The sequence below is a fragment of the Bacillus sp. TH50 genome, assembly GCF_016650565.1.
GTDB classification, from domain to species: domain Bacteria; phylum Bacillota; class Bacilli; order Bacillales; family Bacillaceae_G; genus Bacillus_A; species Bacillus_A mycoides.
This window is the reverse complement of sequence record NZ_JAEKFM010000003.1, coordinates 2489523-2501866: the sequence shown is the minus strand read 5'-3', so window position 1 is coordinate 2501866 and position 12344 is coordinate 2489523. Positions and strand designations below refer to the sequence as shown.

Annotated in this window: 15 protein-coding genes and 1 other annotated feature; of the genes, 10 read left to right on the top strand and 5 right to left on the bottom strand. The window is 35.8% G+C overall.

Going from position 1 to position 12344, the window contains the following annotated elements; all coding sequences use genetic code 11:
- Positions 1-63: 63 nt before the first annotated feature.
- Both JFU23_RS13125 and JFU23_RS13120 read right to left on the bottom strand, forming a co-directional pair.
- Positions 64-525 (bottom strand): L,D-transpeptidase, encoded by a 462-nt coding sequence (locus tag JFU23_RS13125; RefSeq protein WP_002015973.1) that lies wholly within the window; start codon positions 523-525, stop codon positions 64-66.
- A 30-nt stretch (positions 526-555) separates the two neighbouring features.
- Positions 556-999, bottom strand: coding sequence for a DUF3978 family protein (locus tag JFU23_RS13120; protein WP_002034632.1), 444 nt, complete (start codon positions 997-999; stop codon positions 556-558).
- A gap of 414 nt (positions 1000-1413) precedes the next feature.
- On the opposite strand from JFU23_RS13120, the gene JFU23_RS13115 reads away from it, so the two are divergent.
- The 5 genes from JFU23_RS13115 to JFU23_RS13095 all read left to right on the top strand — a co-directional run bounded on the left by JFU23_RS13115 (position 1414) and on the right by JFU23_RS13095 (position 4566).
- Positions 1414-2028 carry a DedA family protein gene (locus tag JFU23_RS13115; protein WP_201032042.1) on the top strand — a complete coding sequence of 205 codons (615 nt, stop codon included), beginning with the start codon at positions 1414-1416 and terminating at the stop codon, positions 2026-2028.
- Between the two features lie 274 nt (positions 2029-2302).
- Entirely contained in the window at positions 2303-2548 is a 246-nt protein-coding gene (locus tag JFU23_RS13110) for a helix-turn-helix transcriptional regulator (RefSeq protein ID WP_002067963.1), read from the top strand.
- Positions 2538-3245 carry a DUF3169 family protein gene (locus JFU23_RS13105; protein WP_033713416.1) on the top strand — a complete coding sequence of 236 codons (708 nt, stop codon included), beginning with the start codon at positions 2538-2540 and terminating at the stop codon, positions 3243-3245. The genes JFU23_RS13110 and JFU23_RS13105 overlap by 11 nt, the downstream gene beginning before the upstream one ends.
- A 42-nt stretch (positions 3246-3287) precedes the next feature.
- Entirely contained in the window at positions 3288-4340 is a 1053-nt protein-coding gene (locus tag JFU23_RS13100) for a zinc metalloprotease (RefSeq protein WP_201032282.1), read from the top strand.
- 85 nt (positions 4341-4425) lie between these two features.
- The gene (locus JFU23_RS13095; protein ID WP_000404757.1) at positions 4426-4566 is read left to right on the top strand and encodes a DUF3985 family protein; all 141 of its coding nucleotides are present in this window, start codon (positions 4426-4428) and stop codon (positions 4564-4566) included.
- Positions 4567-4791: 225 nt separating this feature from the next.
- On the opposite strand, the gene JFU23_RS13090 is transcribed toward JFU23_RS13095, so the two are convergent.
- Positions 4792-5178, bottom strand: a complete 387-nt coding sequence (locus JFU23_RS13090) for a DUF3938 domain-containing protein (protein WP_002015968.1) — start codon at positions 5176-5178, stop codon at positions 4792-4794.
- Positions 5179-5517: 339 nt separating this feature from the next.
- Positions 5518-6411 carry a YitT family protein gene (locus JFU23_RS13085; protein WP_000530031.1) on the bottom strand — a complete coding sequence of 298 codons (894 nt, stop codon included), beginning with the start codon at positions 6409-6411 and terminating at the stop codon, positions 5518-5520.
- Positions 6412-6685: 274 nt separating this feature from the next.
- On the opposite strand from JFU23_RS13085, the gene JFU23_RS13080 reads away from it, so the two are divergent.
- The 3 genes from JFU23_RS13080 to JFU23_RS13070 all read left to right on the top strand — a co-directional run bounded on the left by JFU23_RS13080 (position 6686) and on the right by JFU23_RS13070 (position 8727).
- Positions 6686-6970: a hypothetical protein gene (locus JFU23_RS13080; RefSeq protein WP_002015967.1), complete on the top strand. Its 285-nt coding sequence runs from the start codon at positions 6686-6688 to the stop codon at positions 6968-6970.
- Positions 6971-6998: 28 nt separating this feature from the next.
- Positions 6999-7781 (top strand): membrane protein insertase YidC, encoded by a 783-nt coding sequence (locus JFU23_RS13075; RefSeq protein WP_002067972.1) that lies wholly within the window; start codon positions 6999-7001, stop codon positions 7779-7781.
- 130 nt (positions 7782-7911) lie between these two features.
- The gene (locus tag JFU23_RS13070; RefSeq protein WP_201032041.1) at positions 7912-8727 is read left to right on the top strand and encodes a hypothetical protein; all 816 of its coding nucleotides are present in this window, start codon (positions 7912-7914) and stop codon (positions 8725-8727) included.
- Between the two features lie 246 nt (positions 8728-8973).
- Here the strand turns inward: JFU23_RS13070 and JFU23_RS13065 are convergent, their stop codons facing one another.
- Positions 8974-9198 (bottom strand): hypothetical protein, encoded by a 225-nt coding sequence (locus JFU23_RS13065; protein ID WP_201032040.1) that lies wholly within the window; start codon positions 9196-9198, stop codon positions 8974-8976.
- A 165-nt stretch (positions 9199-9363) separates the two neighbouring features.
- Positions 9364-9600: a binding site (T-box leader), on the top strand.
- Positions 9601-9665: 65 nt separating this feature from the next.
- Here JFU23_RS13065 and JFU23_RS13060 point away from each other — a divergent pair.
- Entirely contained in the window at positions 9666-10979 is a 1314-nt protein-coding gene (locus JFU23_RS13060; RefSeq protein ID WP_201032039.1) for an APC family permease, read from the top strand.
- 111 nt (positions 10980-11090) lie between these two features.
- Positions 11091-12275 (top strand): MFS transporter, encoded by a 1185-nt coding sequence (locus JFU23_RS13055; RefSeq protein WP_201032038.1) that lies wholly within the window; start codon positions 11091-11093, stop codon positions 12273-12275.
- Positions 12276-12344 lie beyond the last annotated feature (69 nt).

Below are 12344 nucleotides of genomic sequence, written 5' to 3'. Positions count from 1 at the left end.
AATGAATAAATAAAATAAGCCAAGACATAAAATTCTTGGCTACACATAAATCTTGTTCTTAGGCTAATTTACAGTGACAGTAGCCTGCTGCTGAACGCGCTCAAATAACCAGTGAATATCATTGTTAAACATACGAATACAACCAAGTGTTGTTGCTTTCCCGATTGCTTGATTATTGTTAGTTCCATGAATCGCATACGTTGTTCCGTAAGTTCCTGCCATATTTAATCCGAGCCAGCGGTCCCCAAGTGGATTACGTGGATCGCCGCCTTTAATTTTTCCTGTATAGTAAGGACGGTTTTTAATTTTATTTACGATTTGAAAAGTACCCTTAGGTGTTGGTGTTGCTGCTTTTCCAGTAGCGACAGTGAAACTTTTTATGAATTTTCCATCTTGATAATAATCCATTTTATTTATTTTTGTGTTTACGATAAGCTGATCTTTCGTCGTAGCAGCTTCTGCAGTAGTGAATGGAAGAGTTAAAAATCCTAATGATAATAGCGCACTTAATAATAGTTTTTTCATTATATTCTCCTTTTACTTATTGTAGTAGTCTTACATACAATGAATTTGTAATCCTCGTAATGCTTGATTGACATTTTCATCTAATGTTTCAAAGAAGGTAGTAATCTTTGTATTACATTTGTTGTTTTTATCGATAAGTAATCTTTCATTTAATAAAAGCTCACCATGTAGTCCAAAACTTTGAACTCGAATATTTAGTTCATCTTCAGTTTCAGAAATAATCGGTAAGAAATAGTGAAAAGCTTTCGTTGGAATGATGTAGCTTTTGCCAATCATGCTTTCTTGATTTGAATTAACCCATTTTCTCGTGACGATCTTAATGTTCTTTTTTGAAACGATAAAAGACAGCGTTGTAGATTTTGTTAAACTTACGTCAAATTCATTTGTTTCACATATTTGTAAATTAAAAACGGTTTCATTTTGATGAGATTCAACATTCGTATTAATAAAATCGTGCATTTTATAAGCTTCCATTTCTTATTCACCCTTTTTTCAATTTCGAAAAGCGACTTATATTTATTCAGTTTAATGTTTAGTCATATATTAGCTAAATTTTTCAACAAATTCCGATATAATCTTACAATACGTATATGAAGCTAATATGAAGTTCATATGAGTTTGTGGTGGTTTTTTATAGAGAACAAAATAAGGTGGTTTTCGAGTGTTAAAAACTGGATGAAAAATGTATATTAATGGATTTCCTTCGCGTGATATATAGTTGTTAGCTTGTTTTTAAATGCTAATAGATATAAGTAAATAGAGAACAAAAAACTTTAGAATGAGCCTTACAAAAATGTAATAAAAATGTAAGCTATTGTGATAGTTATTTCGACAATTTTTTTATACAATAATAGTAACAAGTTGCACGTGAATGAAAGGGGAGATGACATGGAATGGGTTCATGAATTATTTCAGCAATACGGGTATTATGTAGTACTTGTAGGCCTGCTGTTAGAATATATTGCACTTCCGTTTCCGGGAGAGCCAACATTAGCATATGCGGGGTTTTTAGCACAGAAGGGTGATCTAAGTTTACCTATTTTAATTATCCTATCCTTTATTGGGACAAGTGTAGGAATGACGATTCAATACTTTTTAGGTAATAAGCTTGGTATGCCTTTTGTTCAAAAATACGGGAAGTACGTATTTTTAACACAAAGAAAAATTGATTTAACGAGAATGTGGTTCGATAAATATGGATATTTCCTTATCTTTATTGGCTTCTTCATTCCTGGTGTACGTCATTTTACAGGATACTTTGCAGGTATCATTAACTTACCGTTTCGCCGCTTTGCGATTACAATTTATTCAGGTGCTTTATTCTGGGTATCATTCTTCTTAATCGGTGGCTACTGGCTAGGTGGTAACTTACATGATATTTTCGGATTACTGGGAGATAATATCGGCAAAATCATTTTCGGAGCGATTGTCATTGTAGCAATTACGTTAAGCGTTCGTTTCCGCAAACAACTAAAACGAGTATTTTTACAAAACGCAAGTTAATATGGAATCCATTCTATGTCAGATTTTAGGGAGGCAGTGCAAAAGCACTGCCTTCTTTATTGTATTTTCCAGTTTGCTTTTATTTTTCCATCGATACCGTAACCGGTGGCTGGTATATAATACGTTCCTATTTTTTCCGTATGTGATTATTAAAATTTATTATCTAAGTTATATATCTAGGAGAATATAGATTTATTTTTGACATGTATATAAGTCAAAATGACAATAATAATTGACAAAATAAAGGATATTATTTACAATTTTAATTAAATAAATGAAAAAGAGGGAAGACATGAAGCTTCAAAATCGAGTGAGGGAATTTCGAGCAAAGCATCGTTTATCACAAGGGGATTTAGGGAAAGCGATTGGCTCATCACGGCAAACCATTAGTTTAATTGAGCGCGGGGATTATGCACCATCTATTGTGTTATCGCTAAAAATCGCACAAATTTTTGGAGCGCCGGTGGAGGAGATATTTATGTTGGTGGAGGGGGAAGAGGACGATGAAGATGAAGAGTAAACGAAAAAAACAATTTGATTTTGTGGGGAAAATAGCATTAAGTATGATGGGTGGCTTTTTAACATCTTATATAGCTTTAAATTTACTCTCGAATGAACCGAGAAAATTATCATCTAATACATTTATAGGTGTATGTACTATTTTTGGAATCTTAATGATGTACTACACTTGGAAGAATACACGTATGTTAGCGGAGGCACGCGATGAAGAAGAGAGCGTACAAGGCAGAAAATTAGGCATTATAAGTATATATTTACGTGTAGGTGATATAGTTACGCAGGCATGGTTTGTATATGCAGTTATTACATGTAGACGTGCACTGTTGCAGGATACGAATGTGTCATTTGCAGTGTGGAATTTAGTAGCTTCTATTGTCTGTTTAACTATTGTAGTGGTTATCGGGCTCATAACAAAAAATCGTTATAATAAGCTATATCCTGAACAAGGTGTAACATATATGGAATCTATGAAAATGTGGACGAAAAACGCAGATGAAGGATTAAAGCACATTGTGCATGAGGCTGGATATAAAGCATATGAATTTACGAATACAATATTGGCATATGTATGGTGGGCTGCCGTTATATATACAGCGGCTAGTGATATCGATTTTGTATTAATTGGCTTAATCTCATTTATTTGGATATTGCATCTCGGAAAATTCATGTACGAAATGCAGAGAAAAATGATTTATTAAGGGGAGAAAAAGGTGGATATTTTAAGAAGGCCAGCTGGTTCCATGACGGCGGCGCTAGTTTTGTCCATTTTATACGGAGTAATCCGAACTGGGAAATTAGAAGTAATTTTGAACCTATGGGCAATAGTTGGAGTTTCATTGTTAGTGATAGCCATTCATGAGTTAGGACACGTAATATTCGGTTTAATAGGTGGTTTAAAGTTTAAATTTATGGCAGTAGGACCTATTACTGTGCAAAATGAGAAAGGAAAAATACGAATTCGAGAAAATAAATTATGGGGGTACTTTGGAGGCGTGGCGATGCTAGTGCCGCCTTCTATAGAGACACCGAACCTTTCAAAAAAATGGGCGTGGATGACTTTAGGTGGACCGATTACAAGTGTACTATTCGGTATTACTTCAGGTTACATATACATGGTTAGTTATTATCAATATCTTTTATATTTTTCCGTTTTACACTTTACGATTTTTGCCGTTACAATAGTGCCGATAAAAGGAACATTCCTGAGCGATGGCATGCAATTTCTCATTTTAATTAAAGATGATGAAAGGGCTAGAGGGCATTTATATAATATTCAAGTATCGGGTGAATTATTAAGCTACAAACGGCCGAAAGATTGGGATGAGAGATTAGTAGAAATTAGTGAAGAAAAAATAAAAGAGGATAAAAGTATAAGAGAAATAATGAGCGGACTTATGCTCGTATTTTATGCCCGAGCTGATCAAGAGGGAATGGAAAGAGCGATACCGTATATAGAACAAATTGTTCAGCTATCTGTAACGAAGGAAAATAAATTTTTCGTTGGTAGTTTTCATAGTTGGTATCTTTTATATAAAGCTCTTTATCAGATGGATAGCCTTTCTCTGCAAGAAGCAAAGGAACATGCAAAGGCCATTACCAAAATGGATTTAAACGGATATTACCGTACACAAGGAATTATTAAATATTTAGAGGACGATATGGAAGCTTCCCGCATTTATATGAAGAAAGCTGATAAAGAATTGGAGAGTGCTGAGAAGAGTGGAATGGGATATTTACAAGTAGAGAGAGAATGGTTTGAGCAGCTACAGGCGAGGGTATCTTACGATGGGTGAGGTATCCTCTTTTTTATATGTCATCTTATTCGATTTCATAAAAAACGAAGTACAGGTAGAATAAAAGAGATAGGAGGAGATACATATGGAAATTTTATCGATTATTTTGATAGTCTTGCTCATTTATGCTGTTTTTAAAGTGGCGTATGTAGCATTAAAGATACTCGCGATCCTATTAATTATCTTTTTAATCGTTGAGTTCGGCAGTAAGTTACTTGGGGGATAGGCATGTTGTGCGTTTTGAGTGTCGAACCGTCGATATAATGAAAAAATCGCTGATATAAGTGGAGAAACGATCGATATATTTTAAAAATCGTTGATATATTTAATTGAATACTAAGTGGGGTATATGGGAAAGAAATTGCCGTGGAGGTAACTTCTTTTTATTTTGGTGATGGGGTATGAACAGGAAAGAACAGGAAACAAAAAAGCTGGAAGAGTATCTTCCAGCTTAAGAGTTACTTTCAATTTGTTGACCATTTTCTTCTTCGTGGTCTTGTAATAGGTTGAATACGTCTGCTAGGCAGAATGCGATAAACCAAGTCCATAGACCGTGGAAGAAAGCTGAGCTTAATTGAAGTGGTAATGTATAGTTTGTCATTGAGTAGGAAATACATCCGCCAACGATTCCGATCATTGTTAATAACATTGTTTTTTGAGCATTTTCTTCTGGATTGAAGAGGAAGAAAATGTATCCGCCTAAAATTGAAGCGCTTACAAGGGTTTCGATTCCATTAAAAATGATATTCTCTCCAAGCTCTGTGTTTGTCCAGAAACAGATCACGCCGCCGACGATGGCAAATAGGACAGCTAGTGTGTATCGTATATATTGATTCATATGTTCATCTCCTTATGTAATAAGATGATTTGGAAGTCAAAAAGGTAGGTATAGTATATTGAAGTGAATTTTAGTTGTACGTATCTTTTATAAAAAGATCAGTGAAGAATAACTAAGATGATCGGTTTTTTAAACCGTTACGTGTATGGTGTCTGAAATATACCCGACTGCTCGTTTCTTTTTGCTTATAAAAATAAGAGAAACTTCCAAGTCTATATACTCTTTTTTGTAAGTCTAGTTTTATTATAACATATTTAGTGATACAATAATAGAATTATCTGATTTTGTAATAAGTGTAAAAAATAAAAAACGCAAGGAATTGTAGTTCCTTGCGTTTTTTTATATACGTTTGAAACGGCCGACAATTTCAACTGTTTCAGTAATGTTCATAAATGCTTTATTATCCACTTGGCGGATAATACGTTTCATTTCGCCCAACTCGTAGCGAGTTACGACAGTGTAAATCATTTTTTTCTTATGGTTTGTATAGCCGCCGACAGCATCTACCATTGTTACGCCACGTATGCCGTGATGTAATAGTGAGCTTTTTATTTCCTCACCTTTTTCTGTAATTGTCATTATCGTTAATTTAATATGTTTTGTATGCACGGCATCAATTACTTTGCTGACTACAAACCGACTAATTAACGTATAAAGCGTAATATCCCATCCGAAAATAAATCCTGCTGCAACAAGTAAGATTAAGTTGAATCCAAAGATGATTGCTCCAATTGAAACATCGCGATGTTTCGCTACAATCAATCCAACAACATCAAAACCACCTGTTGAAGAAGCAAATCGGAATATGATTCCTGAGGCAGCACCGCAGATGACACCACCGAATACAGAAGACAGCAAAATATCGTCTGAAACTTGGTGTACTGGGATAATGTTCATCGCTAAAGATGATACAGCTACAAAGTATGCCGTTAAAAAGGTTGTCTTCTTTCCTAAGTAAAAGTGACTTAAAATAAGAAGCGGAATGTTTAGTAAAAAGATAAGTGCTCCGATATTGTAGTGCATTAAATAACCGATAATCATCCCTACACCAGCGAACCCACCGCTAATCATATTATGCGGGATAAAAAACATATTCATAGAAATTGCATACAAAATAGAAGCTATAAAAATAACAACTAACTGTATGATGAATTCTAAATGAAATGTTTTAGCTGCTGGGAAGGATAAAAAGGCGGTGTCGGGAACGTAATCGGCGTCTCCTAGTTGACCCATAGTATGTTTCATCTCCATATTCATTTTTGATTACAAGAAGAGAATAAAGCTTTTTTCAAAAACTGGCAATAGTTTTATTATAATGCAAAAATTTTATAAATTTCTAACAAATCAAACCTATTCAAAGATACGTGTGAATATACTAAAGAAAGCGAATACATTGGTTTTCTAGCATGATTTTTTGAGAAAATATGCAAAAAAACTTTTGAGAACAAAAGGAAATAGAGAATGTTTGCTGAATATGCTAAAATGATTTTATTAAGGATGTGAAGCGATGGAATTTTTATTGCAGGATGCAATTCTATATATATCGTTTGTAACGACAGCGCTTTGTGTATTAGAAGTCTTTTTTCTTGCTAACGTTTCTCGCTTTGTGCGTCAGCAAGCATCGAGCGGTAGACAGAGAGCTTTTAAACTAGTAGATACGTGTGAAGAGGGTACAAGAAATGTACCGCTATTTTCTATTTTTTATAAATATGGAATGATTCGTTCTGTCCGCAGACAAGAATCGAGTGGAGAGAGTGACGAGGTAGGTCCGTATACACCAATGTTTCGCTAATTAATTACGAAACATTGGAGGAATGAACATGTTAAAATCATACCGAGCTAGGCTCATTAGTTTATCATTATTACTTGTTTTTGTTTTATCTGGCTGCAGTAATGCAGGTACAATTGATTCACATAGTACGGGAATTTGGAACCATTATTTCGTATATCCAATCTCATTTATGATTCAATTTGTTGCTCATCATATACCTGGAGCTAGCTTCGGGATTGCCATCATTATCATGACGCTCGTTATTCGTTCAGCAATGATTCCATTAGCTGTTTCGCAATATCGTAGCCAAGCGAAAATGAAAAAAATGCAACCTGAATTACAGAAGCTGAAACAGAAATACGGTGATGTGGGTAAAGATCTTGAAAAACAAAAGCAGTATCAAAAAGAAATGTCAGAACTAATGAAATCAGGCGGTTGGAATCCGTTAGCTGGGTGCTGGCCAATCTTTATACAAATGCCGATTTTCTCTGCTTTGTATTATGCGATTAGCCGAACTGAAGAGATTCGTACATCTTCATTTTTATGGGTGAACCTAGGACATGCAGATCCATATCATATATTACCGATTATCGCAGCGTTAACAACATTTATTCAAATGAAGGTGTTCCAATCAAATGTAACGCCTGGAGAACAAGTTCAAATGCTGAAAATACAGCAAATTATGATGCCTGCAATGATTCTATTTATGGGATTTGCGGCGCCATCAGGACTGGTGCTGTATTGGATTACAGGTAACTTATTTACAATGACACAAACAATTGTATTAAGAAGAGTAATGGAACGTGAAGAATTACAATTACAAAAAGCTTAGAAAAACGCCGCTCGTGATGAGCGGTGTTTTTTTATTTAAATCGTTAAGGAAATTTTAAGAAACCAACATTACTATTGGCATTGTATACGAAAGTGTACATGCTTTAGAAATATGAAGGAGGAAATTTCCTATGAAGAAGAAAACAGTTGGGTATGTAGCAATTGCAGGTGCTTTATCATTTGGAATTATAGGAGGAGCTTGCATACCAGCGTTTGCGGCAACGAATACTCCAGCGGCCGAGCAAGTTACAAAAACTGCGAAGAAGGATTTAGATGAAGCGACAAAACAAAAAGTAAAAACGATTATGGATGATACAAAGAAACAGTTAGAGGGATTAGGTGTGAAACCTCCAGAGAAGGAGAAACGCAAAGACATGCTTGCGGACTTAGATGAGGCGACAAAAGAAAAAGCGAAGTCGATTCTAGAGCAAGAAAAATCCGGGAAATTAACTCGCGAACAAGCAAATGAGGAATTAACAAAGTTAGGCGTGAAATTCCCAGAGAAAGGGAAGCACAAAGATATATTCGCGAATTTAGATGAGGCGACAAAAGAAAAGGCGGAAGCAATTTTGAAGCAAGAAAAGTCTGGAACACTAACTCGTGAGCAAGCGAAAGCGAAGTTGAAAGAACTAGGTGTGAAATTCCCAGAGAAAGGGAAGCACGGTGATATGTTCGCGAATCTAGATGAGGCGACAAAAGAAAAAGCGAAGTCCATTTTTGAGCAAGAAAAGTCCGGGAAATTAACTCGCGAGCAAGCGAAAGAAGAATTGACAAAACTAGGTGTGAATCTTCCAGAGAAAGGGAAGCATGAAGACATCTTTGCAAACTTAGATGAGGCGACAAAAGAAAAAGCGAAAGCGATTTTAGAAAAGGAAAAGAAACAATTAGCAGATTTAAATGTGGATCTTCCAAATCATAAATTTTTTATGAAAAAAGATGATAAATAATTGAACTATGTAGTATCTTTCGTGCGGGCAACCGAAAGGTACATATGCCAAATGCGAGGACCGATTTCTGTAAGCAGAAATCGGTCCCTTTTAATGATTCATCCCGCATTAACGGGCAGTAAGACACCCACCTCAAAATTGGATTAGAGCAAAGAAGTTAGGTGGGAGATCAACTGCCCGTAAACGCCCGATTGGTGAAGGCTAATAATCAGTGGGAGATGGATAAAACCCCCATTGATTAAAGTTTCACTTTATCGAAATTCTTTTCATTGTTAGTATGTATCCAAAGATGCAGTAGAAGATTGCAAAACCGATAAACACTTCAGTATATTGGTATTTACCTAATACGTAGAAGGAAGAAGCTGGTATAATAGCTACCGCTAAAATGCTATAACCAGGATACTTGTGCCTGTACATGATAGCGAATATAAAAGAAAGAACCGTAGCGATGATACAAAAAATAGCAATCATTATTAGTACACCTCCTACATGAATCATACCATTTTTAGGGAATTAGAGAAGTGTCGGAACTTCTGTTATAATATAAGAAGAGAAATGTTTCTTATGTTATATAAAAAATATATTGTTTTTTTCTAACAATTCAATATAATGGGAAACAACTACAAAATTCGACATCAAGAAGTGATGATGAGGATATGATCAGTTTTTTACGATTATCAGAGAGGGAGGCCTTTGGCTGTGAGCTTCCTAATACGGGAAAATCGATTACCACCTCTGAACTGCAGCAGTGAACGTATATCTAGTAATTGCATGCCGGCAAAAACCGTTATTTAGACTTGAGAAATTGGTGAAGTGTGTCACTTTACTAATTGAAACAAGGGTGGAACCACGAATACAACACTCGTCCCTTTTTTAGGGAGGAGTGTTTTTTTATTTCATTTTTGCATCACACTAGAATTGGAAGGAGGATACGCAGCATGCATCATGATGAGAAAAACAAAATTGGTTTAACAGTAGCACTTTCTATCGTAGTAGGAACTATTATTGGGTCTGGTGTGTTTATGAAACCAGGGAGCGTATTAGATTACTCAGGGAGTTCTAATATGGCTATTCTTGCTTGGGTAATTGGTGGTCTGTTGACGTTAGCAAGTGGTTTAACAGTAGCCGAAATTGGAGCGCAAATTCCGAAAAATGGTGGGTTGTATACGTATTTAGAGGAGATTTACGGAAGTTTTTGGGGGTATTTATCTGGCTGGATGCAAACAATTGTTTATGGACCAGCTATTATTGGAACGTTAGGTTTGTATTTTAGTTCTTTAATGATCAATTTTTTCTATTTAGATAAAGTCTGGAATTTACCAATCGCAATTGGAACAGTTGTGTTCCTAGGCGTTATAAATAGTTTGGGAACAAAATATGGGGGCATCGTCCAAACGGTTACGACAGTTGGGAAGATGATTCCAATTATATTAATTGTTGTGCTAGGGTTTTGGAAAGGGAATAGTGATATCTTCAACGTAGTTGTACCGATATCAGAAAATCAAAGTATCGGGATGGCAATTTTAGCAACTTTATTTGCCTATGATGGCTGGATTTTGCTTGCTTCTATTGGCGGAGAAATGAAGAATCCAACAAAGTTATTACCGAAGGCAATGACAGTTGGGATTTTAATTGTAACAGCTGCTTACGTATTAATTAACTTAGCGTTACTAAATGTATTACCAGCAGCGAAAATTGTAGCCCTTGGAGAAAACGCAACGGCGACAGCTGCGGGCATGTTACTTGGAGAATATGGCGGGAAAATTATTAGTATCGGTATTATCATTTCTATTTTCGGTTGTTTAAATGGAAAGATTTTAACATTTCCACGTATTCCGATGTCGATGGCAGAGCGTGGACACCTTCCGTTTTCTAAGTTTATTGCAAAAGAAAATTCGAGATTTAAAACACCAGCGAATGCGATTACTGTTGAAATCATTTTAGGAATTATTTTAATGCTTATTAGTGATCCGAATAAGCTATCTGAGATTTCCGTATTCATTATTTATATTTTCTACGTAATGACGTTTATTGGTGTCTTCATTTTACGAAGACGTAACAAGGATAAAGAGCGTGCATATAGTGTACCGTTATTCCCGATTGTACCAATCGTTGCGATTTTAGGGTCATTGTTCGTACTTGGAAGTGCAATTATTAACGATCCGGTAAGTTGTTTCTTATCAATTGGAATGGTATTTACTGGACTTCCGGTGTATTGGTACTTAAATAAGAAGAAAGAAACTGGAGTTTAATGATTGAAGGGCAGGCGTATAATACGCCTGCTTTTTTCGCTGTAAAAAAATTTGTACTTGCGCCCACTTTCTCTTTTGGTTACTATAATGGTAGTAACCAAAAGAGAAAGTGTGGGGAAAGGTTTGAATTTTCGTGTATATATTTTAGCTATTGCGGCTTTCGTAGTCGGAACGGTTGAGCTAATTATAGGAGGAACGCTTGATTTAGTTGCTAATGATTTAGGTGTGTCGATTAGTGCAGCTGGTCAGCTTATTACAATATTTTCAGTAGTATTCGCTCTATCGGGGCCAGTTTTATTAGCATTAACAGGCAAGTTTGAAAGAAAGAAATTGTATGTTGTGGCATTATCAATTTTCTTAATTGGAAATATCATTTCGGCATTTAGTGTGAATTACGGGATGTTAATGTTCTCGAGAGTATTTTGTGCAGCGAGTGGATCGCTTATTATTGCACTATCGGTAACACTTGCTTCTAGTGTAGTAGAGCCGCATTTCCGTGCGCGTGCAATTGGAATCATTTTCATGGGTATTAGTGGATCACTCGTACTTGGAGTACCGCTAGGTCTTGTGCTCGGAAATGCATATGGGTGGCGTGCACCATTTGTATTAATTTCAATATTAACGGTTATGGCGATTGCTTGTATTTCATTGTTCTTAACGAAAGTACCAGCGACATCGGTATTATCAATAAGAGAACAAATTGCTACGTTAAAGGATAAAAAGATTGTAAGCGCACAGTTAACATCATTTTTATTTTTAACAGGTCATTTAACGCTATACGCATATTTAACGCCGTTTCTAAAAGATGTGATGCATGTTGAAGCAAATTGGATTAGTGTGTTTTACTTCATTTTCGGAATTGCAGCGGTACTTGGAGGTGGCCTTGGCGGCTGGCTTGCTGATAAATGGGGATCGAAGAAAAGTATTATTTCCATCATTATCGTATTTGCATGTGCAATCTTTATGTTGCCGATGATGACATTCTCATTCCCACTCTTCATTATTATGATGGGGCTTTGGAGTATGCTAAGCTGGGCAATTTCGCCAGCACAGCAAAACTATTTAATTGAAATTGCACCAGAATCAGCTGGTATTCAGCAAGGTTTAAATAACTCTGCACTTCATTTAGGAATTGCGCTCGGTTCAACAGTGGGCGGAGTTGTTATTGAGAAATCATCTGTTATATATAACGCTTGGGTAGGCGGCGTTTTCATTATATTGGCACTGCTTTGTGCGATTTTCTCTATTACGAGAGGACGCTCGAATCAGCTTACGAAAGAAGAATCTATCATTTGATAGGTTCTTTTTTGTGTAAAAAATTGCAGGGGTTAGTAGAGAAATGGAGAAGGGAGTATATAGCGAGGT

What these genes read in the sequence shown, in the direction of transcription:
- JFU23_RS13125 (WP_002015973.1), bottom strand. Translation starts at nt 525, where the DNA reads ATGAAAAAACTATTATTAAGTGCGCTATTATCATTAGGATTTTTAACT.
- JFU23_RS13120 (WP_002034632.1), bottom strand. Translation starts at nt 999, where the DNA reads ATGGAAGCTTATAAAATGCACGATTTTATTAATACGAATGTTGAATCT.
- JFU23_RS13115 (WP_201032042.1), top strand. Translation starts at nt 1,414, where the DNA reads ATGGAATGGGTTCATGAATTATTTCAGCAATACGGGTATTATGTAGTA.
- JFU23_RS13110 (WP_002067963.1), top strand. Translation starts at nt 2,303, where the DNA reads ATGAAAAAGAGGGAAGACATGAAGCTTCAAAATCGAGTGAGGGAATTT.
- JFU23_RS13105 (WP_033713416.1), top strand. Translation starts at nt 2,538, where the DNA reads ATGAAGAGTAAACGAAAAAAACAATTTGATTTTGTGGGGAAAATAGCA.
- JFU23_RS13100 (WP_201032282.1), top strand. Translation starts at nt 3,288, where the DNA reads ATGACGGCGGCGCTAGTTTTGTCCATTTTATACGGAGTAATCCGAACT.
- JFU23_RS13095 (WP_000404757.1), top strand. Translation starts at nt 4,426, where the DNA reads ATGGAAATTTTATCGATTATTTTGATAGTCTTGCTCATTTATGCTGTT.
- JFU23_RS13090 (WP_002015968.1), bottom strand. Translation starts at nt 5,178, where the DNA reads ATGAATCAATATATACGATACACACTAGCTGTCCTATTTGCCATCGTC.
- JFU23_RS13085 (WP_000530031.1), bottom strand. Translation starts at nt 6,411, where the DNA reads ATGGGTCAACTAGGAGACGCCGATTACGTTCCCGACACCGCCTTTTTA.
- JFU23_RS13080 (WP_002015967.1), top strand. Translation starts at nt 6,686, where the DNA reads ATGGAATTTTTATTGCAGGATGCAATTCTATATATATCGTTTGTAACG.
- JFU23_RS13075 (WP_002067972.1), top strand. Translation starts at nt 6,999, where the DNA reads ATGTTAAAATCATACCGAGCTAGGCTCATTAGTTTATCATTATTACTT.
- JFU23_RS13070 (WP_201032041.1), top strand. Translation starts at nt 7,912, where the DNA reads ATGAAGAAGAAAACAGTTGGGTATGTAGCAATTGCAGGTGCTTTATCA.
- JFU23_RS13065 (WP_201032040.1), bottom strand. Translation starts at nt 9,198, where the DNA reads ATGATTGCTATTTTTTGTATCATCGCTACGGTTCTTTCTTTTATATTC.
- JFU23_RS13060 (WP_201032039.1), top strand. Translation starts at nt 9,666, where the DNA reads ATGCATCATGATGAGAAAAACAAAATTGGTTTAACAGTAGCACTTTCT.